We start from the raw sequence: 25,103 nt of genomic DNA on the forward strand, positions 1-25,103 counted from the left end.
GCGGGCCGATACCTCCGTCGGTGGTCTGGACACCCGTCCGGTGGACCGGAACGGGTCGACCGGCACAGGGCCGGTCAGGCGCCTACTGTATTTCCTTCCAACCGGGACGCCTCCCGGTGGTCCGGTGGTTGGCGCCCCGGCCGGACCAGTCCGGCCTGCGACGACCGGTGGAAAGCCGGGTGAGGGCCCGGTGGAACCCAGGCGAAAAGCCCGCCGCCGGGCCCGGCGAAAAGCCCGGCCCGGCGGGCGCTCGTCGCACCCACCGGGCCGGGCAGTTGTAACAGAACTGTCGAACACCGGGGCGCTCAGGCCTCAGACGTCAGGCCCCACGCCTCAGTTCCCACGCCCCACGCCTCAGGCGTCGACCGTCTCCGGCTCCGCCTCGGCCGGCGGGGCCGCCTTGACCGAGTCGAGCAGCAGCTGGGCGACGTCGACCACCTTCAGGTGCTCCTTGGCCGCGCCCTCGTTCTTCTTCCCGTTGACCGAGTCGGAGAGCATCACCAGGCAGAACGGGCAGGCGGTGGAGACGATGTCCGGGTTGAGGGACAGCGCCTCGTCCACGCGCTCGGTGTTGATCCGCTTGCCGATCCGCTCCTCCATCCACATCCGCGCGCCACCGGCGCCGCAGCAGAAGCCGCGCTCCTTGTGGCGGTGCATCTCCTGCTGGCGCAGACCGGGGACCTTGTCCATGATCTCGCGCGGCGGGCTGTAGACCTTGTTGTGGCGGCCCAGGTAGCAGGGGTCGTGGTAGGTGATCAGGCCCTCGACCGGGTTGACCGGGACGAGCTTGCCCTCGTCGATCAGGTGCTGCAGCAGCTGGGTGTGGTGGATGACCTCGAAGTGGCCGCCCAGCTGCGGGTACTCGTTGGCGATGGTGTTGAAGCAGTGCGGGCAGGTGGCGACGATCCGCTTCTTCGGAGCGTCCTCCAGCGCCGCGTTCAGGGTCTCGACGTTCTGCGCGCCGAGCATCTGGAAGAGGAACTCGTTGCCCAGGCGGCGGGCGGAGTCACCGGTGCAGGACTCCTCCTTGCCGAGGATCGCGAACTGTACGCCGGCGGTGTGCAGCAGCTCCGCGAAGGCCTTGGTGGTCTTCTTGGCGCGGTCCTCCAGGGCGCCGGCGCAGCCGACCCAGTAGAGGTACTCGACCTCGGCGGGGTCGATGTCCTCACCGATCACCGGCACCTCGATGCCGGTCTCCTTCTTCAGCTCCTTGACCCAGTCGAGGCGGGCCTTGGTGGCCATGCCCCACGGGTTGCCCTTGTTCTCCAGGTTCTTGAGCATCGTCCCGGCCTCGGTCGGGAACGAGGACTCGATCATCACCTGGTAGCGGCGCATGTCGACGATGTGGTCGATGTGCTCGATGTCCACCGGGCACTGCTCGACGCAGGCGCCGCAGGTGGTGCAGGACCACAGGACGTCCGGGTCGATGACGCCGTTCTCCTCGGCGGTGCCGATCAGCGGGCGCTCGGCCTCGGCGAGGGCGGCGGCCGGGACGCCGGCGAGCTGCTCGGCGGTGGCCTTCTCCGCGCCCTCCATGTCCTTGCCGCCGCCGGCCAGCAGGTACGGCGCCTTGCCGAAGGCGTGCTCGCGCAGGCTCATGATCAGCAGCTTGGGCGAGAGCGGCTTGCCGGTGTTCCAGGCGGGGCACTGGGACTGGCAGCGGCCGCACTCGGTGCAGGTGGAGAAGTCGAGGATGCCCTTCCAGGAGAAGTGCTCGACCTGGGAGACGCCGAAGACGGCGTCGTCGGCCGGGTCCTCGAAGTCGATCGGGGCGCCGTCGCTGGCCATCGGGCGCAGGGCGCCGAGCGCGGTGCCGCCGTCCTCCTCGCGCTTGAAGTAGATGTTGAAGAAGCCGAGGAAGCGGTGCCAGGCGACACCCATCGAGGGGTTGATGCCGATGGTGGTCGCCCACGCGAACGAGATGCAGATCTTCAGCATCGCGAAGAAGTAGATCAGGTTCTCCAGCGTGCCGGGCGCCAGCCCGTCGAGCGCGGAGACCAGCGGGTACGAGATCAGGTGCTCGGGCCCGTACGAGTCGACGCCGTTGAGGGCACCCTCCAGGGCGCGCAGCATCAGGATGCAGAGGCCGATGCCGAGGATCGTGTACTCGACGTAGAAGGCCTGCCAGGCGATCGAGCCGGCGAACCGGGACTTGCGGCCGGACCGGGACGGCAGGCTGAGCAGCCGGATCACGATCAGGGTCACGATGCCGACCGTGGTGAGGGTGCCGACCAGCTCGACGAAGAGCTGCCAGAGCATCCAGTGACCGATGATCGGCAGCGCGAACTCGGCGTCGAAGAGCTGGCCGAAGGCGTTGACGATGGTCAGGACCAGGCTGAAGAAGCCGACCGCGACGAACCAGTGCGCGATGCCGACGATGCCCCAGCGGTTCATCCGGGTGTGGCCGACGAACTCGACCGCCACGGTCTTCACCCGCTGCACGGGCTGCCCGAACCTGGTGGGGTCGGACTGGCCGGTCCGCACCACCTTGAAGATGTACAGCGCCGCACGGGCGGCGAGCGCGGTGCCGATCACGAACGTGACCAGCGAGATGACGATCGCTGCTAGTTGCATCGGCTCTCCGTCTCCTGCGGCTTTGCTGAGTTGGCGGTATCTGTTGGCGGTGCTACGGAGCGATTGTACTCGTCGGTAACTTCTTGGGCCGACGGCCCGGACATTACCGTTTGTCAACTCTTCTCCAGAAGATGCCCAACGTATGGCGGCAGTCACGTGAGTCCACACTCACCACGCCCGCCCGCCGGATCCGCCCCGCCCCACCCGTGCGAAGCACCCGGGAGGCCTCCGGGAAACGCTCAGCAAAGTTGAGCGCCACCGACTCATGGCTGTTGACGCTCCCCGCCGAGTCGTGCATCCTTGAGCCCGTAAAGCTCAACTCTTTCGTGGAGGTACCAACGATGGCACGCGCGGTCGGCATCGACCTCGGTACGACGAACTCGGTCGTCAGCGTCCTTGAGGGTGGCGAGCCCACCGTCATCACGAACGCCGAGGGCGCGCGGACCACGCCGTCCGTCGTGGCCTTCGCCAAGAACGGCGAGGTGCTGGTCGGCGAGGTGGCCAAGCGCCAGGCGGTCACCAACGTCGACCGGACCATCCGCTCGGTCAAGCGCCACATGGGCACCGGGTGGAAGATCAACCTGGACGGCAAGGACTTCAACCCCCAGCAGATCAGCGCCTTCGTGCTGCAGAAGCTGAAGCGCGACGCCGAGGCGTACCTGGGCGAGACGGTCACCGACGCCGTCATCACCGTCCCGGCGTACTTCTCCGACTCCGAGCGCCAGGCCACCAAGGAGGCCGGTGAGATCGCGGGCCTCAACGTCCTGCGCATCGTCAACGAGCCGACCGCGGCCGCCCTGGCCTACGGCCTGGACAAGGACGACCAGACCATCCTGGTCTTCGACCTCGGCGGCGGCACCTTCGACGTCTCGCTGCTGGAGATCGGCGACGGGGTCGTCGAGGTGAAGGCCACCAACGGTGACAACCACCTCGGTGGTGACGACTGGGACCAGAAGGTCGTCGACCACCTGGTGAAGGTCTTCCAGGCCGGCCACGGTGTCGACCTGTCGAAGGACAAGATGGCCCTGCAGCGTCTGCGCGAGGCTGCCGAGAAGGCCAAGATCGAGCTGTCCTCGTCCTCCGAGACCTCGATCAACCTGCCCTACATCACGGCCTCCGCCGAGGGCCCGCTGCACCTGGACGAGAAGCTCACCCGGGCCCAGTTCCAGCAGCTGACCGCGGACCTGCTGGAGCGCTGCAAGGTCCCGTTCCACAACGTCATCAAGGACGCGGGCATCGCCCTCTCCGAGATCGACCACGTCGTCCTGGTCGGCGGCTCGACCCGCATGCCCGCCGTCGCCGAGCTCGTCCGCGAGCTGACCGGCGGCAAGGACGCCAACAAGGGCGTCAACCCGGACGAGGTCGTCGCCATCGGCGCCGCGCTCCAGGCCGGTGTCCTCAAGGGCGAGGTCAAGGACGTCCTGCTGCTCGACGTCACCCCGCTGTCCCTCGGCATCGAGACCAAGGGCGGCATCATGACCAAGCTGATCGAGCGCAACACCACGATCCCGACCAAGCGCTCCGAGATCTTCACCACGGCCGAGGACAACCAGCCGTCCGTGCAGATCCAGGTCTACCAGGGCGAGCGCGAGATCGCCGCGTACAACAAGAAGCTCGGCATGTTCGAGCTGACCGGTCTCCCGCCGGCCCCCCGCGGCCTGCCCCAGATCGAGGTCACCTTCGACATCGACGCCAACGGCATCATGCACGTCGGCGCGAAGGACCTCGGCACCGGCAAGGAGCAGAAGATGACCGTCACCGGTGGCTCCGCGCTGCCGAAGGACGACATCGAGCGCATGATGCGCGAGGCCGAGCAGTACGCGGAGGAGGACCACAAGCGCCGCGAGTCGGTCGAGACCCGCAACCAGGCCGAGCAGCTCGTCTACTCGACCGAGAAGTTCATCGCCGACAACGCCGAGAAGCTCCCGGCCGACGTCAAGACCGAGGTCGAGGCCGCCATCGGCGAGCTCAAGGAGGCCCTGAAGGGCGAGGACATCGCGGCCATCCGCGACGCCTCCGAGAAGGTCTCCACCACCGCCCAGAAGCTCGGCCAGGCGCTGTACGCCAACGCCGACGCCGCCGGTGCCGCCCCGGCCGGTGACGCCGCCGGCGCCAAGGACGACGACGTCGTCGACGCCGAGATCGTGGACGACGAGAAGCCCAAGGGCGGTGCGGCATGACGGAGAAGCCGCAGGGTGCTGAGCCCGGCGACGACTCCGCCGCCGAGGAGGCCGTGATCAAGGCCGCCGAGGAGGCCGCCGCAGCCGGTGACAGCACCGAGGGCGCGGGCGACGCGGCCGCGGCCAAGCGCGAGCTGGCCGAGCGGACGGCGGACCTCCAGCGCCTCCAGGCCGAGTACCAGAACTACCGCAAGCGGGTCGAGCGCGACCGTCTGACGGTCCGCGAGATCGCCGTCTCCAACATCCTGGAGTCGCTGATCCCGGTCCTGGACGACATCGGCCGGGCCCGCGAGCACGGCGAGGTGACGGGCGGCTTCAAGTCCGTCGCCGAGTCCCTGGAGACGGTCGTGGCCAAGCTGGGCCTCCAGCAGTTCGGCAAGGAGGGCGAGCCCTTCGACCCGACCATGCACGAGGCGCTGATGCACAGCTACTCCTCGGACGTCACCGAGGACACCTGTGTCCAGATCCTCCAGCCCGGCTACCGGATCGGCGAGCGGATCATCCGCCCGGCGATGGTGGCGGTCGCGGAGCCCCAGCCGGGCACCCAGACCACCGCCGCGCCCGACGCCGACAAGGCCGCGGACGCCGACAAGGCCGACGGTGGCTCGGAGAGCTGACAACCTGTGCGCTGCGGAGTCGTACGTCGTCCAGTACGACGGCCGGCTCCGCAGCGCCGTCTCCGTTGACAGCACCCTGTCCCTGTCTCTTGACAGCACATTGACTATGGATCGTGGGAGGTGGCGGCAGCCATGAGCGAGCGCAGCGAGCGAATCAATCGGGGGCGCGCGTTCCGCGAAGCGGCTGCCGAGCGAAGCGAGGTGGGCGCATGAGCGAGCGCAGCGAGCGAATCAATCGGGGGCGCGCGTTCCGCGAAGCGGCATCCGAGCGAAGCGAGGTTGGCGCATGAGCGGCAAGGACTACGTGGAGAAGGACTACTACAAGGTCCTCGGCGTGCCCAAGGACGCCTCCGCCACCGAGATCAAGAAGACGTACCGCAAGCTGGCGCGCGAGTTCCACCCCGATGCGAACAAGGGTGACAGCAAGGCCGAGGAGCGCTTCAAGGACATCTCCGAGGCCTATGACGTCCTGTCGGACGAGAAGCGCCGCAAGGAGTACGACGAGGCGCGCACCCTCTTCGCCAACGGCGGCTTCCGCTCCGGCGGCCCCGGCGGCGGCAACTACAGCTTCGACTTCGGCGACCTCTTCAGCGGCAGCCAGGGCGGCGGCGCCGGCGGCGGCGGCGGGATCGGCGACGTCTTCGGCGGCCTCTTCAACCGCGGCGGCCGCCAGCCCCAGCCCCGGCGGGGTGCCGATGTCGAGACCGAGGTGACGCTCTCCTTCGAGGAGGCCGTCGACGGCGCGACCGTCCCGCTCCGGATGACCAGCCAGGCCCCCTGCCGCACCTGCAGCGGGACCGGCGCCAAGGCCGGCACCACTCCCCGGGTCTGTCCCACCTGCGTCGGCGCCGGCACCGTCAGCCGCGGCCAGGGCGCCTTCGCCCTCTCCGAGCCCTGCCGGGACTGCCGCGGCCGAGGCATGATCGTCGACGACCCGTGCCCGGACTGCCACGGCAGCGGCCGGGCCAGTTCCGCCCGCACCATGCAGGTCCGGATCCCGGCCGGCGTCCAGGACGCCCAGCGCATCCGTCTCAAGGGCAAGGGCGCCCAGGGCGAGCGCGGCGGCCAGTCCGGCGACCTCTACGTCACCGTGCACGTCGACCCCCACGCCGTCTTCGGGCGCAAGGCCGACAACCTCACCGTGACCGTGCCCGTCACCTTCCCCGAAGCCGCGTTGGGCGGCACCATCGAGGTGCCGACGCTCAACGGCCCTTCGGTGAAGCTCAAGCTGCCCCCCGGCAGCGCCAACGGCCTCACCCTGCGGGCCCGCGGCAAGGGCGCCACCCGCAAGGACGGCACCCGCGGCGACCTTCTGGTCACCGTGGAGGTCGTGGTGCCCCAGCACGTCACCGGCGACGCGCTGACGGCCCTGGAGCAGTACCGCGAGGCCACCGCCTCCGACGACCCACGAGCCGCCCTGTTCAAGGCGGCGAAGGGAGCGTGACGACCAGATGACCCCCGACAGCAGCCCCCTCGGTCCGCTGGGCCCCGGCGGCCCGATCGGTCCCGGTGTGGGCGAAGGCCTCCCCGGCGGCGCCCCGCGCGCCCGCCGCTCCGCCCCGCCCCCGCAGTACGTCCTGACCGAGGACACCCCGGTGTACGTGATCTCGGTCGCCGCCGAGCTCTCGGGCCTGCACCCGCAGACGCTGCGCCAGTACGACCGCCTCGGTCTGGTCTGCCCCGACCGCACCGCCGGCCGCGGCCGCCGCTACTCCGCCCGCGACATCCAGCAGCTGCGCGAGGTCCAGCGCCTCTCGCAGGACGAGGGCATCAACCTGGCCGGCATCAAGCGGATCATCGAGCTGGAGAACCAGGTCACCGCCCTCCAGTCGCGCATCGCCGAACTCGCCGACTCGCTCGAAGGCGCCGCGACCACCCTCCAGCAGCGCGAGGCCACCATCCACGCCTCCTACCGCCGCGACCTGGTGCCCTACCAGCCGCCGACGCAGTCGAGCGCCCTGGTGGTGTGGCGGCCCAAGCGCTGACCAGCCTCTTCGGCCACTGCCGCCGGTTCCCTCTGGTCGGGGGGGTGCCGGCGGCTTGGTGTTGGTGAGAGAGTGCAGACTTGAGCGCTCTACCGTCATCCAGGTCCGCGAATCTCCACGCCGGACATCCTGCTCAGCCTAAGATCAACTCCGCAGCAAGGCACCGACTCTCTGACAGTATTGGCCGGCCTACGACAAGGAGACGAGGATGAACGGCCGCGAGCAACCAGGCTTCATGCCGGATGGGTCGCGCGCCCTGTCAGCAGACGCCCGGGCACTGTATCTGGCCACTCTCCGGGAGAACGGTCGACTGGTCCGAAAGGACGACGATCCGCAGGAAGCCGTCGCGTTCGACGAACTGATTGCCCTGGGCCTTCTGGTGCCCGATATCGACGAGCCCGGAGTATTTGCCGCCGTCGACCCCGCCCAGCTTTCCACCAGTTTGAGCTTCGCCTGGCAGCGCCAGGCGCTGGATTTGCTGTCCCGCGCCGTTTCACTCCCCGCCGACCTCAGCGATCTCGCGGAAGCCTTCCATTCCCGAGGACAGGAAGGCGGACAGGTCGAATATGTACACGGGAAGGCGTTGATAAATCAGCGGCTCCAGCAGGCCCAGGCGGGCGGCCCGGAGGAAGCGCTCGCCATGCAGCCTGGCGGACCGCGTCCGCCCGGGGTCCTGGCCGCCGGTCTGGAGGACGACCTCGCAAAGCTACGCCGGGGCGCGAGCATGCGCACGATTTACCATGCCAGCACTCGCTACCATCAACCCACACGTGACTATGTCGCCACCCTGGCCACTGCGGGATGGCAATTCAGGACCCTCGACGAGCCCTACACCAGACTGATCATCATCGACCGCCGAATAGCGGTCATCCCGGTGGCCGACGACATGAGCCTGGCCGCGTTCATCCACGATCAGTCCGTGATCAAATACCTGGTGGAAGAAGTATTCGAGCGCAACTGGGGCCGTGCCCTGGAGTTCGACGGCGAACGGACGGTCCCACAGGAAGTCGTTTCGCGGCTCCGGCAGACGATCATCGAGCTGCTGCTGTCCGGGACGAATCATCGCGTGATTGCCCGCCGGCTCGGCATAAGCGAGCGGACGCTGGCCCGCCATATCGCCGAAATGCGCGACGACTACAACGTCGACTCGCTTTTTCAACTGGGCTACGTCCTGGGGCGAGCGTCCCACGAGCCTGGCGAGCAGCCGTAAAGGGAAGCGGTGCGCGCCGGACCGGCTAGGTCCAATGCGTATCGGAGGCGACAACGGTGACCGTGGCACTCGCCTGCTCGCCGTCGACATACTCGCCCCCCGCCACGGTGGCCGTGATGGCGAGCAGCGCCACCGCACCCACGACGAGAGGAAGAACGACCTTTCGGACGTACCGGTGCATGCGAGACATACGCCCGCCCCTTCCCTCAGACCCGTTATCAAACAAACGGCCAGCAGTAGAACGACTGAACACATGTTGCCGCATAGCGCCGGACTATGTCACGCCGCTGCACTCCCGCAGTGCGTCATCTCTCTGCCAGGCATCCAGATGCCACCTCGCAAACCTGGACGTCGCCACTGCGCCCGATGGACGATCAGTTCGCTCTCGATGGTCCGTCCAAGTTCACCACACTTGCCGATGTACCTTCAATTTCCCACTCAACTAACCACCATGTCCCATCAGTTTGGGCACCCCTGGTCCAACGTATCCGCCGACGCTTACTCCCCCGGTCGGCCTTCTCCCGGAGTCGACAATGACCGAGCCCTACCTGCGTCACCACGACAGCCAGGCCCCTGAGGGCCGGCGTGCACGAGTCTTCCTGGCCGCGCCGTTGATGCGACTGACCGGGCCGGCGGACAGTGTGGTGACCCTGGCCAGCCGGACGCGGCTGACGACGCTTCGCACCACGCTCCTGCGAAGCGGCGCCGCCGTGTACAGCGCGCACCACAGCGATGCCTGGACCGTCGCCGGCCGGGCCCCCGAGCCGCGGGTCCCCTCGGATTTCCGGGCCCTGCAGTCCGCCGACCTGGTCTTCGCGTACGTCGGCGCACCGCTGTCCGCCGGGGTGAGCCTGGAGCTGGGGTGGGCGTCGGCGCTGCGGAAGCCGATCGTCCTGCTGGTGGACGAAGCGATCACGCACAACCCGCTGATCGCCACCATCGAGCAGGTCGCCCCCGTGCTGCCGCTGGTCTTCGACGACACCTGGTCGCAGGAGGCCCTCCACCACACCGTGGAGACCGCCCTGGACTGGGCCGGCATGGCGCTCTCCCTGCGCGAGGGCTTCTGGACCGCCCCCGGCGAGCAGTTCACCGTTCCCCGCCAGCAGCCCCCGGCCGTCGGCCCGACCGGCTACTGGCCGAGCAACGCCGCCACCGGCTGACCTCCACTCGCGGCCCGGCAGCTCACGCACCGGACTCCCCCGTCCGGGCTCCGCGCATCTGCCAGCCGAGCTGGAACAGGGTCTCGGCGTCGTACAGCTCCCGCAGCCGCGCGATGTGACCGGCCACCGTGCGCTCGCTCAGGCCGAGGCGGCTCGCGATCGTCCGCTGGGTCAGGCCCTGCGCGAGGAGTCGGCCGACCTGCTCGTGGACCAGCTGCTCCGTGCCGCCCCCGGCCAGTGCCGCCCAGTTCACACCTTCCGCCTGCTGCCAGTGCTGCTCGAAGACGTCCACCAGGAAGGACACCGTCGCCGGGTCCTCCACGAAGGCGGCACTGCTGTTGTCCGGCGCGGCCGGGATCACGGCGACGGTGCGGTCGAAGATCAGCATTCGCTTGAACGGCACGGCCAGCACCCGGATCGCGCCACCGAGCCGGGTGGTCTCGACCGCGTACTCCACGGTCGGGCCGTCCGACCGGGCAGCCGGTTCGTAGAGGGTCCGCATGGTGCCACCGCGTTCGAGGTAGCGGCGGGCCCGGTCGAGCGAGTCGGGCAGCAGTTCGGCCGGCCGGGCCCCGCCGGGCTGTGCGGTCAGCCCCTCCGTCCGGTACGCCTGGGCCAGTTGCTCGATCTCGTGCCGGATCTGCGCCATGTCCGCGAGGTACCTGACCCCTGCCGGCCCGTCATTGCGCCGGGGCGCGGCGTCATAGGCCTGGGTGAGGTCGTCCATCAGCCCGGGCAGCTGCTCCGCCTCCAGCAGGAGCCGCGCGCTCATCAGCCGGATGTCCACCCCGATCCGGTCGGTGACCGAGCGCGGATCCACGGCGCTGTACGAGGCGTCCATCAGCAGCGGCACCAGCAGCCCGACTTCGACCAACCGTTCCAGCGCGGCGGCGTCCGCCTGGCCGACCTCGGCGGCCCGGATGCGGCCGCCCTCGCGGAGGATGGCGCGGTACAGCTCGCGGGCAGCGGCGTCCGGCAGGGCCGCGGTCAGCAGGTCCGACGGGGTTCGGGGCTCAGTCATCGCCGCCACCCCGCATCTGCCACCCCAGCTGGAACAGGGTCTGGGCGTCGTGGCGGCGGCGCAGGCGCGCGATGTGGGCCGCGATGCTGCGTTCGCTGAGGTGGAGGCGGGTCGCGATGGTGCGTTGGGTGAGTCCTTGGCGGAGGAGGTGGCCGACGCGGGTGGTGGTGGGGTGCGGCGTGGTGGCGGTGGTGGCGTGGTCGGCGGGGGTGGCCCGGGACCAGTCGCGTTCGAAGACGGCGACCAGGAAGGCGACCGTCGCCGCGTTGTGGACGAAGGCCGCTCTGCTTTCGTCGTCGGCGGCGGGGATGACGGCCACCGAGCGGTCGAAGACCAGCATCCGCCGGTAGGGCTCCTGCAGCACCCGGACCTGGGCGCCGTGTCCGGCCATGGACCGCACGTGCTCAGCCACCGTGCGGTCGGCGAAGGCCAGCGGCTGGTAGAGGGTTCGCATGGCGCCGCCGCGCTTGAGCAGTGCGAGGTCCTGGGGCATCGCCATCCGCAGGCCGGCGACCGGGCGGGGTCCGGGTTGGGCGGCGAGCAGTTCCTCCGTGCAGTCGGAGAGGAGTTCGGCGATGCGCTGCCGGATCTCGGCGGTGCCCTCGACATGGACGGCTTCCAGGGGGCCCACCGGGCGGGGCATGGCGTCGTACGCGCGGGTCAGGTCGTCCAGGGCGGCCGGGAGGTGTTCGGCGTGGACGAGCAACCGGGTGGCCTCGGTGCGGAGTTCGGCGCCGAGGCGGTCGCTGACGGAGCGCGGGTCGACGGCCGTGTAGCCGGCGGCGGCAGGGGCGAGCAGGCCGTGGCCCAGCAGGCCGGTGAGGGCGGGGGCGTCGGCGGGGGTGAGGGCGGCCGCGCGCAGGTGGCCGCCGGCTGCGAGGGCGGCCAGGTAGAGGGCCTGTTCGGCGGTGGTGGGTTCATCGGTCATCCGGGCCGCCTCTCATCAGCCAGCCGAGCTGGAACAGCGTCTGCGCGCCGTGCCGTTCGCGCAGACGGGAGATGTGGGCGGCGACGGTGCGTTCGCTGAGCCCCAGCCGGGTGGCGACGGCGCGCTGGGTGAGGCCGCGGGAGAGGAGGCGGCCGACCCGGTCGGGGGCGTCGCGGGCGGGGCCGTGGGCGCGGGCGGCGGTCCAGTCGGTGGCGTCGGCGCGGGCCCAGTCGCGCTCGAAGGCGTTGACCAGGAAGGCGATCGCGGCCGGGTCGGAGATGAAGGCGGCGGCGGTGTGGTCCTCGTTGGCGGAGAGCACGGCCACGGAGCGGTCGAAGACGAACAGCCGCTGGAACGGCTCGTCCAGGATCCGGATCAGCGAGCCGTGCCGGGTGACCTTGTCGGCGTAGGCGAGGGCGGCGGGTTCGGAGACGGCCACCGGCTGGTAGATGGTCCGCAGCGAGCAGCCGCGTTGCAGGAGTTGGACGTCCTGCAGGAGGGCGATCTGCAGGACGTCGGCCGGGCGGTGGCCGGGCTGGGCGGTGAGGACCTCGGTGCGGCAGTCGGAGACCAGCTGCGAGATGCGGTGGCGGATGTGGACGTGGCCCTCGATGTAGACGGCGCCGCCGGAGCGCTCGGGCGGGCGGGGCACGGCGTCGTAGGCGCGGGTGAGGGAGTCGAGGGCGCCGGGGAGGTTCTCGGCGCGGACCAGCAGCCGGGTGGCCTCGCTGCGCAGTTCGGCGCCGAGCCGGTCGCTGACCGAGCGCGGGCTGACGGCGGTGTAGCAGGCGTCCATGGGGTTGGGCATCAGCAGGCCGATGTCGACGAGCCGGCGCAGCGCGGCCCGGTCGGCCTCGGGGACGTCGGCGACGGGGATGCGACCGCCGCCGCCGAGGATGGCCAGGTAGAGCCGGCGGGCCTCGTCGTCGGGTTCGCCGGACGGCCCGGTGATGCCCGGAGCGGCCGTCGAGTCCGCCGTCACCTCGAACACTCCCTGCCGGATGGATCTCGGATACGCCTGTGCTTCGGCTACGCAGGTGCCACGGTTGCCACGTGTTCCCGCACGGTTGCCGGTCATGGTCCCAGCACCGCGCGCCGCACGCGATCACGGTACTGCGAGCCGACGGACCCCCAGGTCCCGGGTGCCGTCGCACGTCGGGAGGCCCGGGGGCCGCCGGTGTCACGCCACGGTCTTGGCGATTCCGGCGAGGCGGAGCAGCAACGCCTCGCCGGCTCCGGTCCCGGGGGCCATCACCACACATGGCGCCCCGGCCGGCGCTCTTCCCCCCGATATGCAGGTACGGAAGTACCGTTCGCATCCAGTTTTGAAGAGCAAGTCGCCACCATCGGGCTGCGGTTGCCCGGACGACCTGACGTGACTCCACCCTCACAGCGTGACGGCCGGTGAACAAGTGCCGCCCGAGTGCATGTTCTCGCAATTGCAGAAACCTGCACCGGACGGTCGGCGCGGGCTCCCGCGCCATGCTCCGGCGGTCGGCAAAACCGCAGGTCACGCGGGTTGGCCCGTGGAGTCCGACCGTCCGGTCATTCGGTGTCCACGTGTCTTTCGGGCAAGCGGCCGGACAACCCGCCCCCGAGCGATCGGGCAGGCGGGCGGGCGCCCGACCACTCAGCGCGCCAGCAGCCGCCCGCCGGCCAGGCCGGCCGCGGTGCCGGCGGCGGCGACGGCCCAGGCGGCGACCAGCAGGACGAAGAGCCCGGCGGCCAGCCCGGTGAAGCCCGCGAAGCCGGTGTGCCGGGCGAGGGCGGCGGCGCCGGTGACGCAGGTGCCGACCGGGAAGGTGTACGCCCACCAGGTCATCGCGAAGGTCATTCCGGCCCGGCGGGCGCGCAGGTTGACGGCGGTGGCGACGGCGAGCCAGAGCATCGCGACGCCGAGCACCGCGACACCGTACAGCTCGGCGAAGGCGAGGGCGGCGGGGGCGAGCCGGGGGGTGACCGGGCGGGCGGCGTCGGCGAGCTGGTGGACGGCGGTGGTGGACTGGCCGAGCGGGCCGAGCACCAGGAAGAGCGACGGGGTGAGCGCCAGGGCCGGGAGCTTGCTGTGCACCAGGCCGGTGAGCACCACCGGCAGCAGGGCGAGGGTGGCCAGCAGGCCGACCCCGAGCAGCGCCCAGCAGCCGTACAGCATGGCCTGCTGCGGGGTGCCGGCCGGCAGGTGCGGGACCAGTGCGGGGCCGGTGGAGGCGGCGACCAGCGGGGCGACCACCGGCAGCAGCCAGGTCGGGTTGGCCTCCAGCGGGGAGACGGCGTGCCGGGTGATCATCAGGTACGGGATGCCGGCGGCGACCGTCAGCGCGTACAGGGTGCCGGCACTCCAGAGCACCGCGTCCAGGGCGACGGCGGGGCCGGTGCCGATCACCCGCGAGCCGAGCGCCAGGGTGGCGAACCCGACCGAGAGCAGGGCCATCGGCGGACAGCCGTAGAAGACGGCGGTGGCCGGGGTGTCGAGCAGGTGGGTGCGGGCGGCGGCCCGGTGCCGGGTGAGGTGGACCACCCGGGCGGCCCCGAGCACCACCAGGGCGGCCAGCCCGAGGCCCCACATCACCTCGCCGAACCCGGTCAGCCCGGGCAGCGCGACCGGGAGGGCGGCGGCACCGTTGCCGACGATCGCGGTGCCCATGACCGCCGCGTACCAGTTCGGGCCCAGCTGGGCGAGGTCGAGGCGGGTGAGGCGGGTACGGAGGAGGGGTCGGGGGGCGGGGGTGTCGATCACGGTGGCCATGACATCCACCGTGCCGTCGGCGGGCGGGCACCGGTAGCGCCCGGCGCTCTATGAGGGCATAGCCTGAGCCTATGGCTCTCTCTCCGCGCGTCCCCGAACTCGGTGCGCTGGAGCTGCTGCTCGCAGTGGCCCGGCTGGGCAGTGTCGGCCGGGCGGCGGCCGAGCTGGGGGTGAGCCAGCCGACCGCCAGCGCCCGGATCAAGGGTATGGAGCAGCAGATCGGCGTGCCGCTGCTGGACCGCTCACCCCGGGGCAGCCGGCCGACCGAGGCGGGCCGACTGGTGGTCGAGTGGGCCCGCCAGGTGGTGGAGGCGGCACAGGCGCTGGACGCCGGCATCGACGCGCTGCGCGAGCGGCGGGACGCCCGGCTGGTCGTGGTGGCCAGCCTGACCGTCGCCGAGTACCTGATGCCGGGCTGGCTGCTGGCGCTGCACGAGACCAGCCCGGGGACGGCGGTGACGCTGCGGACGGCCAACTCGGCGGACGTCGCCGGGCACGTGCTGGCCGGGGAGGCGGACCTCGGCTTCGTCGAGGGCCCGTCCACCCCGCCGGGGCTGGCCGGCGCGGTGGTGGCCGCCGACCGGCTGGTGGTCGTGGTCGCGCCCGGCCACGCCTGGGCGCGTCGCCGGGCCCCGCTGACCGGCGCCGAGCTGGCCGCGACCCCGCTGGTGCTGCGCGAGCCCGGTTCGGGCACCCGGGAGGTGCTGGAGATGGCGCTGGCGCCGTACGGGGGTGCGGCGCGGCCGCGCATGGAGCTGGCCTCGTCGACGGCGTTGAAGGCGGCGGCGATGACCGGTGCCGGTCCGGTCTGCCTGAGCGAGCTGGCGGTGGTGGAGGAGCTGGCGACCCGGCGGCTGGTGGCGGTGCCGCTGGCGGAGGGGCTGGACCTGCGGCGCCCGCTGCGCGCGGTCTGGCCGGCCGGGCGGCGGCCGAGCGGGCCGGCCCGGGAGCTGCTGACGCTGACCCGGCGGACGCCGGACCGGACGCCGAAGCCCCACAATCGTTCATCCGGAAGTTGAGTCCCGAAAAGTTGCGCGGGGTAGACTCAACTTAGTGCATGCTGTATTCAGCAGAATTCGGTGCGAGCATGCCGGATCCGCTCATCAGCCCGCAGGATCCACCCCCCAGCAAGGAGGAAACCCCAGCAGTGGACGCCAGCAAGTTCACCACCAAGACGCAGGACGCCCTGTCCGCCGCGATCCGGAAGGCCGGCGCCGCGGGCCACCCGGACGTCAAGCCGGTGCACATCCTGACCGCCCTGCTGGAGCAGCCCGAGGGCATCGCCAGGCCGCTGCTGGAGGCGGTCGGCGCGGACGTCACCCGGGTCGACGCCGAGGCCCGCCGGCAGTTGGCCGCACTGCCCAGCGCGATGGGCTCCACCGTCGCCGCCCCGCAGCTGGCCCGCGACACCCTGGCCGTGCTCACCGAGGCCGGCAAGCGCGCCGACGACCTCGACGACCAGTACGTCTCCACCGAGCACCTGATGGTCGGCCTGGCCGCCGAGGGCGGGGCCGTCGCCGAGCTGCTGGTGCAGCAGGCCGCCACCCCGAAGGCGCTGCTCGCCGCGTTCAAGGACGTGCGCGGCAGCGGCCGGGTCACCTCGCCGGACCCGGAGGGCACCTACAAGGCGCTGGAGAAGTACGGCACCGACCTCACCCAGGCCGCCCGGGACGGCAAGCTCGACCCGGTGATCGGGCGGGACCAGGAGATCCGCCGGGTCGTCCAGGTGCTCTCCCGGCGCACCAAGAACAACCCCGTGCTGATCGGCGAGCCCGGCGTCGGCAAGACGGCCGTGGTCGAGGGCCTGGCCCAGCGGATCGTCGCCGGGGACGTGCCGGAGTCGCTGCGCGGCAAGCGCCTGGTCGCGCTGGACCTCAGCGCGATGGTCGCCGGCGCGAAGTACCGGGGCGAGTTCGAGGAGCGGCTGAAGGCCGTCCTGAACGACATCAAGCAGAGCGACGGCCAGGTCGTCACCTTCATCGACGAGCTGCACACCATGGTCGGCGCGGGCGCCGGCGGGGACTCCGCGATGGACGCCGGCAACATGCTCAAGCCGATGCTGGCCCGCGGCGAGCTGCGGATGGTCGGCGCCACCACGCTGGACGAGTACCGCGAGCGGATCGAGAAGGACCCGGCCCTGGAGCGCCGCTTCCAGCAGGTGCTGGTCGGCGAGCCCAGCGTGGAGGACTCGATCGCCATCCTGCGCGGCCTCAAGGGCCGGTACGAGGCGCACCACAAGGTGCAGATCTCGGACGCCGCCCTGGTCGCCGCCGCGACGCTCTCGAACCGGTACATCACCTCCCGCTTCCTGCCCGACAAGGCGATCGACCTGGTCGACGAGGCCGCCTCCCGGCTCCGGATGGAGATCGACTCCTCCCCGGTCGAGATCGACGAACTCCAGCGCTCCGTCGACCGGTTGCGGATGGAGGAGCTGGCCCTGGAGAAGGAGTCCGACCCCGCCTCGGTCGACCGGCTCGCCCGGCTGCGGCGCGATCTCGCCGACAAGAACGAGCAGTTGAGCGTGCTCACGGCGCGGTGGGAGCAGGAGAAGAAGAGCCTCAACCGGGTCGGCGAGCTGAAGGAGCGCCTGGACGACCTGCACGGCGCCCTCGAACGCGCCCAGCGGGACGGCGACTTCGAACGCGCCTCCAAGCTGATGTACGCCGAGATCCCGGCCGCCGAGCACGAGCTGGCCGAGGCACAGGAGCGCGCCGCCGGCGAGGACACCAGCGCCTCCATGGTCAAGGAGGAGGTCGGCCCGGACGACGTCGCCGACGTGGTCGCGTCCTGGACGGGCATCCCGGCCGGCCGGCTGCTGGAGGGCGAGAGCGCCAAACTCCTGCGCATGGAGGATGAGCTGGGCCGCCGTCTGATCGGCCAGCACGAGGCCGTCCAGGCCGTCTCGGACGCGGTGCGCCGCACCCGCTCCGGCATCGCCGACCCGGACCGCCCGACCGGCTCCTTCCTCTTCCTCGGCCCCACCGGCGTCGGGAAGACCGAACTCGCCAAGGCACTGGCCGACTTCCTCTTCGACGACGAGCGGGCGATGGTCCGCATCGACATGAGCGAGTACGGCGAGAAGCACTCCGTCTCCCGCCTGGTCGGCGCCCCGCCCGGGTACGTCGGCTACGAGGAGGGCGGCCAGCTCACCGAGGCGGTCCGCCGCCGCCCGTATAGCGTGGTGCTGCTGGACGAGGTCGAGAAGGCCCACCCCGAGGTCTTCGACGTGCTGCTCCAGGTGCTGGACGACGGCCGGCTCACCGACGGCCAGGGCCGCACGGTGGACTTCCGCAACGCGATCCTGATCCTCACCTCCAACCTGGGCTCTCAGTTCCTGGTGGACCAGACCACACCGGAGGACCGGAAGAAGGCCCTGGTGTTGGACGCCGTCCGGGCCGCGTTCAAGCCGGAGTTCCTCAACCGGCTGGACGACATCGTGGTCTTCGACCCGCTGGGCACCGCCGAGCTCAGCCGGATCGTCGACCTCCAGGTGGCGCGGCTGGGCGAGCGGCTGCGCGAGCGCCGGCTCACCCTCCAGGTCGGCGAGGCCGCCCGGGACTGGCTGGCGCTCACCGGCTACGACCCGGCGTACGGCGCCCGCCCGCTGCGCCGCCTGGTGCAGTCGGCGATCGGCGACCAGCTGGCCCGGGCGATCCTCTCCGGCCAGGTGCACGACGGCGACACCGTCGTGGTCGAGCTGGACGAAGCGACCGACCGCCTCACCGTCCGTGGCCGCGGACCGCTGGAGAAGTAGCGCACCGGGGCCCGCACCGGAGCCCCGCCCACGGTGGGCCGCCCCTTCCACGGGGCGGCCCGCCGCCCTGTTCACCCTGGGTGTCCGCCGCCCCCGGCAGGCCCTCCGGCAAGATCCTTCCCGGGCCGCCGCCCCTGTGAGGCAGGGCCCGAATGAGGCAGGATGGGAGGTGGAAAGGGCGGCCTCTCATTGCCGGCCACCACGTGCACTGAGGAAGAGGACCCCCATGAGCATCGACCCGTCGTCCATCCCGTCGTTCGGCCTGCCGCAGGGCGGCCAGCCCGGTGGCGGCCAGGGCGGCCGGCCGGCCGGCCCGCCGCCGATCATCGTTCCGGACCAGGCCCTGGTGACCCAGCTGCTGGACCAGATGCAGCTCAAGCACGTGGTGGACGAGGAGGGCGACCTCACCGCTCCCTGGGAGGGCTTCCGCGTGTACTACATGTTCCGCGGCGAGCAGAAGGAGCTCTTCGCGGTCCGCGCGTTCTACGACCGCGCGTACCCGCTGGAGCAGAAGGGCGAGATCCTCGACCTGATCGACGAGTGGAACCGCGAGACCCTCTGGCCCAAGGTCTACACCCACACCCACGAGGACGGCGTGGTCCGCCTGATCGGCGAGGCCCAGATGATCGTCGGCACCGGCGTCAACCTGGACTACTTCGTCACCACCACCGCCAACTGGACCCAGGCCGCCGTCGGCTTCGAGCAGTGGATCGTCGAGCGCCTCGGCCTCCAGAAGGAGATCGAGGGCGAGGAGGGCGACGGCGAGGCCCCCGAGAGCACCGACGAGGCCTGATCCACCGGCCTTCCCAGGGCACGGCCCGCCACCGGCACACCCCGGTGGCGGGCCGTCCTTGTCTCCGGCCGCCCCCGGCCCGAGGATGGGGCCGACGACGAGGCGTGAGGAGCCGCAATGGGTACGAGGCCGCTGCTGAACCGCAGGCTGCACGGGCTGGGCACGACGATCTTCGCCGAGATGTCGGCTCTCGCCACCGCCACCGGTTCGATCAACCTCGGCCAGGGCTTCCCCGACACCGACGGGCCCGAGGCGGTCCGCGAGGCCGCCGTCCGGGCGCTGCGCGACGGCCGCGGCAACCAGTACCCGCCCGGCCCCGGCATCCCTGAACTCCGGCAGGCCGTCGCCGGGCACCAGCAGCGCTTCTACGGCCTCACGTACGACCCCGACACCGAGGTCCTGGTCACCGCCGGCGCCACCGAGGCCATCGCCGCCGCCCTGCTCGCCCTCCTCGAACCCGGCGACGAGGTCATCGCCTTCGAGCCGTTCTACGACTCGTACGCGGCCTGCATCTCGATGGCCGGCGCCACCCGCGTCCCGCTCACCCTGCGCGCCCCCGACTTCCGCCCCGACCTCGACCGCCTGCGCGCCCTCATCACCCCGCGCACCCGGCTGCTCCTGCTGAACTCCCCGCACAACCCCACCGGCCTCGTCCTGACCCCGGAGGAGCTGGCCGCGATCGCCGCGATCGCCGTCGAGCACGACCTGCTGGTCGTCACCGACGAGGTCTACGAGCACCTCGTCTTCACCGGCGCCCACCACCCCATCGCCGCCCTCCCCGGCATGCGCGAGCGCACCGTCTCCATCTCCTCGGCCGGCAAGACGTTCTCCTTCACCGGCTGGAAGGTCGGCTGGGTCACCGCCGCCGCCCCGCTGGTCGCCGCCGTCCGCACCGCCAAGCAGTACCTGACCTACGTCAGCGCCGGCCCCTTCCAGTACGCCGTCGCCGAGGCGCTGAGCCTGCCCGACGACTACTTCGACGGCTTCCGCGCCGACCTGCTCCGCAAGCGCGATCTGCTGGCCGAGGGGCTCTCGGCAGCGGGCTTGCGCGTCTTCACTCCCGCGGGCACGTACTTCATCACCACCGACATCACCCCGCTCGGCGAGAAGGACGGCATCGAGTTCTGCCGGACTCTCCCCGAGCGCTGCGGCGTGGTCGCCATCCCCAACGCCGTCTTCTACGACGACCCCGAGGCCGGCCGCCCCCTCGTCCGGTTCACGTTCTGCAAGCGGGTCGACGTCCTCCAGGAGGCAGTGGCCAGGCTCAGCCGGATCTGATGGATCTGACGGATCGGCGGGATGGCCCGGATGTCCTGACGATTCGTCAACTTGCCCGACAGGCATGGATGTTTGCTGCCTGTCGGGCATTCGTCATGCCAGTCCGGCAGGTCCGGGCGCTTCGTGTGCCACCGCGCGCCGGGCGCAGGGGAGGGTGGGGGCGCGCGGGGCCCGTAGACGGCGTGCGAGCGGAGTGCACGGCGCGTGGACCGGTGCGAGGGGCGCGCGCTGTGCAGAGTCGCACAACGGGTCGATCAGAGCAGGGAAGCAGGTGTGCTCGAAACGGTGAATGCTTGACAAAGTTGGGTAAATCACCGACGGACCCGGCGTATTCATGCTTCTCTGCTGCTGAATCTCCAGCCGGAATCCTTCCTTCCACGGTCGGCCGCGCCCTGGACCGCACAGCCACGAACAGCCTCGCCTCTGCCTGGCCTTACTCGCTGCTGCTCGGCGGGCGCGCACGGAGCTGAAACGCGGAGCCGAGCATGCTCACCACACTGCAGACCTCCTACACGGACACCCGCGCGGGTGACCTGGCCTGGTGCCTGGGCGGCGAACCGCTGCCCGCTCTCGCGGTCCGCGACCTGAGACTGGACGGCGCCGGACGCCCCGGTCCGCCCGGCACTCTGCAGCTGCGGCTGCTCGGCGCCTCCCACCAGGTGGTGATCGCCGCCGGGCCGGGCAAATGCCTGGAGACCGTCGCCTGCCTGCCCGGCCGCCGCACCCCGCTGCCGGCCCGGGTGGCCAAGCAGGTGGACGGCTGGGAGTACGAGTTCGCGGCCCGGATCGAGGCAATGCCGCCGCACGACTTCGCCGCCCGCGCCCAGGAGTTGCTGGCCCTGGTCGAGGGGCACCCGCGCGGCCTGGCCGGTGTCTTCCCGGGCGACCCGAGCGCCTTCACCGCGCTGGTCACCCAGGGCAGCGCGGACCGGCTGCTCTGGCGCACCTGGCACGCCTATCCGCAGGAGGGGCAGCTGGTCTGTACGCGCTCCTCGCTGGTGTTGTCCCGGTGAGCACGGCAGCCGCGCCCGAGGCGTGCATACGCCCGCAGAACGCCCTCCATTCGCACGCAGGAACGATCCGTCAACCCGATGTATCGCACTGTCCGTCGAATGGACGCAGCCATCCGTACCGAACGTCCCCTAGCGTTTGTTCGTGATCAACCATCCGGCCGGTCCCCCCGCACAGTCGGGACTCGACCTCGACGACGGCAGCCCACCCCGGCTCGGGCGGAGCCTGACTCCCCTGCCCGCCCGCCGTCGGTCCCGGCTGCGTGCCCGCCCCCGGCTCGCCCGGCTCAGCGTCCTGCTGGCCGCGTTCGTCTGCGCGGCCTGCGGACTCGTCTACGAGCTCGAACTGGTGGCGCTCGGCAGCTACCTGCTCGGGGACTCCGTCACCCAGACCTCCGTCGTGCTCTCCGTCATGGTGTTCGCGATGGGCCTGGGCTCACTGCTCGCCAAGCGCTTCACCCGCCGCCCCGCCACCGCCTTCGCCCTGGTCGAGTGCGCGCTCGCGCTCACCGGCGGGCTCTCCGTTCTCGCGCTGTACTCCTGCTGGGCCTGGATCGGCCGGTACCAGACCGCGATGGTCGGCCTGACCTGCCTGATCGGGGTACTGATCGGCGCCGAGATCCCGCTGCTGATGACGCTCATCCAACGGATCCGCCGCGAGGACGCCGGCCGGGCCGCGGCCGACCTCTTCGCCGCCGACTACGTGGGCGCGCTGATCGGCGGGCTGGCCTTCCCGTTCCTGATCCTGCCCACGTTCGGGCCCGGCACCGGCGCCCTGGTCACCGGCGCGGTCAACGCCGTCGCCGGGGCCGCCGTGGTGCTCTGGCTGTTCCGCGAGGAGCCGGTGCCGCGGGTCCGGCTGCTGCTCTGGGGCTGCTGCGGGCTCGTCCTGGCCGCCCTCGCCGCGGCCGCCGCCTGGTCCGGCGCGATCGAACGGGCCGCCCGCAGCGCCCTCTACGGCGCGCAGGTCCGCTTCGCCACCCACAGCCGGTACCAGGAGATCGTGCTCACCGGTCCGGCCGAGGGCCCGCTCCGGCTCTACCTGGACGGGCGACTCGCGGTCTGCGGCCCCGACGAGTACCGGGGCAACGAGGCGCTGGTCCACCCGGCGATGGCGGCCGGGCCGGACGCCCGCGTGCTGCTGCTCGGCGGCGGCGACGGGCTCGCCCTGCGCGAGGTGCTGCGGCACAGCGGGGTCCGCTCGGTGCTGGTCGTCGACGCCGACCCGGCGCTCACCCGGCTGGCCCGGACCGACCCGGGCCTGGCCGCGCTCTCCGGCCGCTCCATGGACGACCCCCGGGTCCGGATCGCCGACGCGGACCCGCTGGAGTGGCTGCGCGGCGTCCGCCCGAGCGACCGCACCTTCGACGTCGTCCTCGCCGACCTGCCCGCGCCTGCCGACGGCGGCACGGTGAAGTTCCACTCGCAGGAGTTCTACGGCCTCGCCACCCGGCTGCTCTCCCCCGGCGGGCGGCTCGCCGTCCGGGCCGGCGACGAGCGGAACACCCTCTGGCAGGTCGAGTCCGGCCTGCGGGCGGCCGGCCTGCGGACCGTCCCGTACGCCGTCCAGGGCAGCGCCGCCGCGAGCTGCCGGCCCGGGTCGGACGGCAGCGGCGACAGCGGCAACGTCAGCAGCGGCAGCCAGGCCTTCCTGCTCGCGGCCGCCGCCCAGCCCCCGCTGGGCCTCGCCCCGGACGCCCCGCCACCCCGCGCGCTCACCCCGGACACCCTCCGCGCCGCCGCCGCCCGCCTCACCGCCCTCCGCCCGGCCCGGCCCCCGGCCGCTCTCAGCCTCCTGGGGCCGCAGTGAGGGCGCGCGGCGGGGTGCGGCCGGAGCGCTGAGCCGGCGGCCCGGGCACGGTCCGGCGGGCCTGCGGGGGCTGAGCGGAGGCCGGGCGGGGAAGTCGGCGCGACAGGTAGGGGCCACAGCAGGGACCACCGGAGGTTCGGTCGGTAGGCTCCGTGACATGGAGCATGAGGTTGTCGTCCCGTTGCCGGCCGAGCAGGTCCGGCAGGCCTTGCAGGATCCGGCTCTGCTGGCCCGTTGCGTGCCGGGTCTCAGCACCGAACCCGCCGCCGTCGGCAGCGGCCCCGCCGAGGAGATCGGCGGGCGGCTGAAGCTGCGGATCGGCACCTCCACCATCACCTACCGCGGCGTGCTGTCGCTGATCGAGGGCCGCGAGGGCGTGCTCACCGTGTTCGCCGAGGGCCAGGAGGCCCGCGGCAGCGGCGAGGCGACCGCCACCGTCCGGGTCAGCGCCGCCGACGGCGCCGAGGACGGCACCGCCGTGGTCCGCTTCACCGGCGACCTGTCCGCCACGGGCCGGCTGACCGAGTTCGACGAGGAGACCCTCGCCACGACCGGCCGCCGCCTGCTGGAGCGCTTCGCCGCCGCCCTCGCCTCCCCGGACGCAGCCGCCGACACGGACGCGGACGCGGACCAGGACGCCGAGCAGGCCGAGGAAGCCGGGACGGACACCACCGCACCGGCCGAGGCCGAAGCCGAAGCGGAGAAGGCCGCGGAGACCGAGGACGAGGACAAGGACGAGGACGAGGACGCCGAGGAGCCCACCGCGACCGTCCTCTTCCTGGAGGACCACCAGAGCGAGCCCGGTGAGGACCTCGACGACGACCTCTCCGACCTGATCGCCTTCTCCGACGCCGACGCCGAGCGCTTCGGCCTCCCCACCGGCGACCCCGCCGGTGGGGACGACGACGAGCAGTCCGCCGGCACCGAGGTCCCCGCCGCCGCGGCCGAGGAGGAGCTGCCCACCGACCTCCCCGCCGACCTGCCCTTCGAGTACGAGCAGGAGCCGGTGCTCGGCGGCCCGGTCCGCCGCAGCATCGTCGGCCGCTCCGCCGAGGAGGTGGACCACGCCCCGCCGCGCGGCCGCTACGCCCCGGCCCTCCCGGCCCGCAGCGCCCGGGCCCGGGCGGCGTCCCGCTGGGGCGGCGAGGCCGGCGGCATCGTGGTGCCCGGCCCGGGCGGCCGCAGCGCCGTGCCGTGGGTGATCGGCGGCGGTGTGGCACTGATCGGCGGCGCCGTGGTGCTGGTCAGGGCCCTGCGCCGACGCTAGCCGGGCCCTCACCCCCCAGGGCTTTCCCGCCGCGCGCTGATGCGACGCGAGTTGTCGGACAAGCCCTAGACTGACCGCTCATGAGCAACGACCGCGACGCCCTGCTGGCACAGATCAAGGACAAGGCCGTCGTGCACGGCAAGGTCACCCTTTCCTCCGGCAAGGAGGCCGACTACTACGTCGACCTGCGCCGGATCACGCTGGACGGCCAGGCCGCCCCGCTGGTCGGCCGGGTGATGCTGGACGCGACCGCCCACCTGGAGTACGACGCCGTCGGCGGTCTGACCCTCGGTGCCGACCCGGTGGCCACCGCGATGCTGCACGCCGCCGCCGCGCGCGGCCAGGAGCTGGACGCCTTCGTGGTCCGCAAGGCCGGCAAGGCGCACGGCCTCCAGCGCCGGATCGAGGGCCCGGAGGTCAAGGGCCGCCGGGTGCTGGCCGTCGAGGACACCTCCACCACCGGTGGCTCGGTGCTGACCGCCGTCGAGGCGCTGCGCGAGGCGGGCGCCGAGGTCGTCGGTGTCGCGGTGATCGTGGAGCGCGGCGGCGCCGCCGCGGTCGAGGCGACGGGCCTCCCGTACGTCACCGCGTACGACCTGGACGACCTGGGCCTCTGACGGCCCCGGGCGCACCAGGGCGACCGAGTACACCGAAACTCCAGGACAGACGGCCGGGGGGGGGGGGGGGGGGGGGGGGGGGGGGGGGGGGGGGGGGGGGGGGGGGGGGGGGGGGGTGGGGGGGGGGGGAGGGGGGGGGGCGGGGGGGGGGAG

Annotated in this window: 19 protein-coding genes; 14 read left to right on the forward strand and 5 right to left on the reverse strand. The window is 72.0% G+C overall.

The genetic code is table 11. The features are described 5' to 3' along the window. Positions 1 to 354: 354 nt before the first annotated feature. Positions 355 to 2,574, reverse strand: coding sequence for a (Fe-S)-binding protein (locus ACZ6NC_RS34495; protein WP_465737816.1), 2,220 nt, complete (start codon positions 2,572 to 2,574; stop codon positions 355 to 357). A gap of 341 nt (positions 2,575 to 2,915) precedes the next feature. On the opposite strand from ACZ6NC_RS34495, the gene dnaK reads away from it, so the two are divergent. The 6 genes from dnaK to ACZ6NC_RS34525 all read left to right on the forward strand — a co-directional run bounded on the left by dnaK (position 2,916) and on the right by ACZ6NC_RS34525 (position 9,726). Next, positions 2,916 to 4,754, forward strand: coding sequence for a molecular chaperone DnaK (gene dnaK / locus ACZ6NC_RS34500; protein ID WP_465737817.1), 1,839 nt, complete (start codon positions 2,916 to 2,918; stop codon positions 4,752 to 4,754). Next, positions 4,751 to 5,371 (forward strand): nucleotide exchange factor GrpE, encoded by a 621-nt coding sequence (grpE, locus tag ACZ6NC_RS34505; RefSeq protein ID WP_465737818.1) that lies wholly within the window; start codon positions 4,751 to 4,753, stop codon positions 5,369 to 5,371. Before dnaK ends, grpE begins: the two co-directional genes overlap by 4 nt. Positions 5,372 to 5,657: 286 nt before the next feature. Next, positions 5,658 to 6,815: a molecular chaperone DnaJ gene (dnaJ, locus tag ACZ6NC_RS34510; protein ID WP_465737819.1), complete on the forward strand. Its 1,158-nt coding sequence runs from the start codon at positions 5,658 to 5,660 to the stop codon at positions 6,813 to 6,815. A 7-nt stretch (positions 6,816 to 6,822) separates the two neighbouring features. Continuing rightward, complete coding sequence (locus ACZ6NC_RS34515) at positions 6,823 to 7,356, forward strand: heat shock protein transcriptional repressor HspR (RefSeq protein WP_465737820.1); 534 nt, start codon at positions 6,823 to 6,825, stop codon at positions 7,354 to 7,356. Positions 7,357 to 7,564: 208 nt separating this feature from the next. Beyond that, the gene (locus ACZ6NC_RS34520; RefSeq protein WP_465737821.1) at positions 7,565 to 8,566 is read left to right on the forward strand and encodes a helix-turn-helix transcriptional regulator; all 1,002 of its coding nucleotides are present in this window, start codon (positions 7,565 to 7,567) and stop codon (positions 8,564 to 8,566) included. A gap of 533 nt (positions 8,567 to 9,099) precedes the next feature. After that, a complete protein-coding gene (locus tag ACZ6NC_RS34525) occupies positions 9,100 to 9,726 on the forward strand; it encodes a hypothetical protein (protein WP_396324271.1) in 627 nt (208 codons plus the stop codon). Between the two features lie 22 nt (positions 9,727 to 9,748). Here ACZ6NC_RS34525 and ACZ6NC_RS34530 read toward each other — a convergent pair whose 3' ends face one another. From ACZ6NC_RS34530 to ACZ6NC_RS34545, 4 genes are all read right to left on the reverse strand, one after another. Beyond that, positions 9,749 to 10,747, reverse strand: coding sequence for a LuxR C-terminal-related transcriptional regulator (locus tag ACZ6NC_RS34530; RefSeq protein WP_465737822.1), 999 nt, complete (start codon positions 10,745 to 10,747; stop codon positions 9,749 to 9,751). After that, entirely contained in the window at positions 10,740 to 11,675 is a 936-nt protein-coding gene (locus ACZ6NC_RS34535; protein WP_465737823.1) for a LuxR C-terminal-related transcriptional regulator, read from the reverse strand. The genes ACZ6NC_RS34530 and ACZ6NC_RS34535 overlap by 8 nt, the downstream gene beginning before the upstream one ends. Then, positions 11,665 to 12,657: a LuxR C-terminal-related transcriptional regulator gene (locus ACZ6NC_RS34540; RefSeq protein ID WP_465737824.1), complete on the reverse strand. Its 993-nt coding sequence runs from the start codon at positions 12,655 to 12,657 to the stop codon at positions 11,665 to 11,667. The genes ACZ6NC_RS34535 and ACZ6NC_RS34540 overlap by 11 nt, the downstream gene beginning before the upstream one ends. Positions 12,658 to 13,305: 648 nt before the next feature. Next, on the reverse strand, positions 13,306 to 14,421 hold the full coding sequence (locus tag ACZ6NC_RS34545) for a TDT family transporter (protein ID WP_465737825.1): 1,116 nt from the start codon (positions 14,419 to 14,421) through the stop codon (positions 13,306 to 13,308). Positions 14,422 to 14,492: 71 nt separating this feature from the next. Between ACZ6NC_RS34545 and ACZ6NC_RS34550 the strand changes: the two genes are divergently transcribed. From ACZ6NC_RS34550 to pyrE, 8 genes are all read left to right on the forward strand, one after another. Further along, the gene (locus ACZ6NC_RS34550; protein WP_465737826.1) at positions 14,493 to 15,440 is read left to right on the forward strand and encodes a LysR family transcriptional regulator; all 948 of its coding nucleotides are present in this window, start codon (positions 14,493 to 14,495) and stop codon (positions 15,438 to 15,440) included. Between the two features lie 128 nt (positions 15,441 to 15,568). Beyond that, positions 15,569 to 18,175, forward strand: a complete 2,607-nt coding sequence (gene clpB / locus ACZ6NC_RS34555; protein ID WP_465737827.1) for an ATP-dependent chaperone ClpB — start codon at positions 15,569 to 15,571, stop codon at positions 18,173 to 18,175. Between the two features lie 226 nt (positions 18,176 to 18,401). Next, entirely contained in the window at positions 18,402 to 18,968 is a 567-nt protein-coding gene (locus ACZ6NC_RS34560) for a type III secretion system chaperone family protein (RefSeq protein WP_465737828.1), read from the forward strand. Between the two features lie 117 nt (positions 18,969 to 19,085). Beyond that, on the forward strand, positions 19,086 to 20,246 hold the full coding sequence (locus ACZ6NC_RS34565) for a pyridoxal phosphate-dependent aminotransferase (RefSeq protein WP_465737829.1): 1,161 nt from the start codon (positions 19,086 to 19,088) through the stop codon (positions 20,244 to 20,246). 485 nt (positions 20,247 to 20,731) lie between these two features. Continuing rightward, positions 20,732 to 21,259, forward strand: a complete 528-nt coding sequence (locus tag ACZ6NC_RS34570; RefSeq protein WP_465737830.1) for a DUF2617 family protein — start codon at positions 20,732 to 20,734, stop codon at positions 21,257 to 21,259. A 142-nt stretch (positions 21,260 to 21,401) separates the two neighbouring features. Continuing rightward, a complete protein-coding gene (locus tag ACZ6NC_RS34575) occupies positions 21,402 to 23,066 on the forward strand; it encodes a polyamine aminopropyltransferase (RefSeq protein WP_465737831.1) in 1,665 nt (554 codons plus the stop codon). A gap of 157 nt (positions 23,067 to 23,223) precedes the next feature. Further along, a complete protein-coding gene (locus ACZ6NC_RS34580) occupies positions 23,224 to 24,333 on the forward strand; it encodes an SRPBCC family protein (RefSeq protein ID WP_465737832.1) in 1,110 nt (369 codons plus the stop codon). An 80-nt stretch (positions 24,334 to 24,413) separates the two neighbouring features. Then, positions 24,414 to 24,950: an orotate phosphoribosyltransferase gene (gene pyrE / locus ACZ6NC_RS34585; protein WP_465737833.1), complete on the forward strand. Its 537-nt coding sequence runs from the start codon at positions 24,414 to 24,416 to the stop codon at positions 24,948 to 24,950. The last annotated feature ends 153 nt before the right edge of the window (positions 24,951 to 25,103 follow it).

This window comes from Kitasatospora sp. NPDC041988, assembly GCF_055588525.1.

Bases quoted from the DNA above. Each gene is read 5' to 3' on its own strand.
- ACZ6NC_RS34525 (WP_396324271.1), top strand. From the start codon at position 9,100: ATGACCGAGCCCTACCTGCGTCACCACGACAGCCAGGCCCCTGAGGGC.
- ACZ6NC_RS34530 (WP_465737822.1), bottom strand. From the start codon at position 10,747: ATGACTGAGCCCCGAACCCCGTCGGACCTGCTGACCGCGGCCCTGCCG.
- dnaK (WP_465737817.1), top strand. From the start codon at position 2,916: ATGGCACGCGCGGTCGGCATCGACCTCGGTACGACGAACTCGGTCGTC.
- ACZ6NC_RS34515 (WP_465737820.1), top strand. From the start codon at position 6,823: ATGACCCCCGACAGCAGCCCCCTCGGTCCGCTGGGCCCCGGCGGCCCG.
- ACZ6NC_RS34495 (WP_465737816.1), bottom strand. From the start codon at position 2,574: ATGCAACTAGCAGCGATCGTCATCTCGCTGGTCACGTTCGTGATCGGC.
- ACZ6NC_RS34520 (WP_465737821.1), top strand. From the start codon at position 7,565: ATGAACGGCCGCGAGCAACCAGGCTTCATGCCGGATGGGTCGCGCGCC.
- ACZ6NC_RS34580 (WP_465737832.1), top strand. From the start codon at position 23,224: ATGGAGCATGAGGTTGTCGTCCCGTTGCCGGCCGAGCAGGTCCGGCAG.
- pyrE (WP_465737833.1), top strand. From the start codon at position 24,414: ATGAGCAACGACCGCGACGCCCTGCTGGCACAGATCAAGGACAAGGCC.
- dnaJ (WP_465737819.1), top strand. From the start codon at position 5,658: ATGAGCGGCAAGGACTACGTGGAGAAGGACTACTACAAGGTCCTCGGC.
- ACZ6NC_RS34535 (WP_465737823.1), bottom strand. From the start codon at position 11,675: ATGACCGATGAACCCACCACCGCCGAACAGGCCCTCTACCTGGCCGCC.
- grpE (WP_465737818.1), top strand. From the start codon at position 4,751: ATGACGGAGAAGCCGCAGGGTGCTGAGCCCGGCGACGACTCCGCCGCC.
- ACZ6NC_RS34545 (WP_465737825.1), bottom strand. From the start codon at position 14,421: ATGGCCACCGTGATCGACACCCCCGCCCCCCGACCCCTCCTCCGTACC.
- ACZ6NC_RS34570 (WP_465737830.1), top strand. From the start codon at position 20,732: ATGCTCACCACACTGCAGACCTCCTACACGGACACCCGCGCGGGTGAC.
- ACZ6NC_RS34560 (WP_465737828.1), top strand. From the start codon at position 18,402: ATGAGCATCGACCCGTCGTCCATCCCGTCGTTCGGCCTGCCGCAGGGC.
- ACZ6NC_RS34550 (WP_465737826.1), top strand. From the start codon at position 14,493: ATGGCTCTCTCTCCGCGCGTCCCCGAACTCGGTGCGCTGGAGCTGCTG.
- ACZ6NC_RS34565 (WP_465737829.1), top strand. From the start codon at position 19,086: ATGGGTACGAGGCCGCTGCTGAACCGCAGGCTGCACGGGCTGGGCACG.